Annotated in this window: 1 pseudogene; it reads left to right on the forward strand. The window is 67.4% G+C overall.

Annotation, left to right across the window (positions count from 1 at the left end):
* Nucleotides 1–1028, forward strand: a pseudogene (locus AB0B01_RS30815) (DUF4246 family protein); the annotation flags it as partial.
* Between the last annotated feature and the right edge of the window lie 234 nt (nt 1029–1262).

The raw sequence follows: 1262 nt of genomic DNA on the forward strand, positions 1-1262 counted from the left end.
GGTGCGCTACGTGCTCGCCGAGCTGGGGCACTACGCCGCGCTGCGGGACGCGCGGACCGGCATCGAGGTGTCCGCGGTCGACGGTGTCTGGCAGTCGGACACCCTCGTCGACGAGCAGCTCGGGTCCCGGTTGCGGGAGGCGGTCCGGGTTCTGGAAGAGGTCCCCGAAGCGGAGCGGGACTGGCATCCCGGATCCGGGGGTCAGGTGCTGGATCTCGTGCACCCCTCACTGTTCTGCCTGGTGCGGGAGGTGAGCGGAGGGCCGGAACGGGCCTGGCAGAACCCGACGAACCACTACGCGAAGTACGAGTTCTCGGAGAGGTTCCAGTGGCTGCCCACGGACGTCGACGTCAGTGACGACGGCGCCGTCACCTTCCGCTCGTACGTCAACAACGTCCACCCCGAGGAGCATCGCGCCCTGGCGTCCGTCCTGCCGGACGTGTTCGCGCGCCTGCTCCCGCTGTTCGAGAACGTGCTCACCGATCTGCGGCACCCGCGGCCCCTGCGGATCGAGGCCGATCCCTACGGCTGGTACGACTCGGAACCGGAGTATCCGCGCCAGTCGTCCTACAGTGACAACGCGGCTTACATGGATGCCCGCGCTGCCTGGGAAGAGGCCTATGAGGCCTGGTGGGAGAACCGCCGCCCGATCGTCCCGGACGCTCCCGCCTTCAGCCCGCCCGCACTGCCCGACGCATCCGCCCGGGTCGACTTGCGCGGCCGCCGACTCCAGGTCATCGTCAAGCTCGCAATCGTCCACCTCACCCCGGACAAGCCCGAGTACCCCGGCTCGCGGACCCCATCCGCCCGGGACACCGCAAGATCCTCGCGTTCTTCCTGGACGACCCGGCGGAGCGGATCGTCTCGACCCCCGACGTGCCGCCGCAGCAGCCCTGGTCCGACACCTCGACCATGACGCTGGGCAGGCCAAGACGTACGGCGAGGTACTCATGCAGGAGAGGAAGTTCTTCGTCGACGAACACAACGAGCAGCTCTACGAACGGGAGTTCTCCCTCTGCGAGCACTGAACCACGGGTGTGCGGACCCGGTCAGGTGTAATTGTGCAGGTCGGTTGAGTGGTGTGCAGTTGATGGGCGTCGTCTGAGTTGTAGTGGCCCCTGAAAGATGGACTGAACGGCACAGGCGCTCCAGGGATTCGAGAGGCATGCCCGAAGACCGGCAGCAGCTGGTGCTGTCAGCCCGCGCCGAGCTGATCACAGCCGTCGATCCCTAATGCCCGACCATCGACGCCGATGTGCCCC

It is taken from the genome of Streptomyces sp. NPDC044571, assembly GCF_040647115.1.
Taxonomy (GTDB): domain Bacteria; phylum Actinomycetota; class Actinomycetes; order Streptomycetales; family Streptomycetaceae; genus Streptomyces.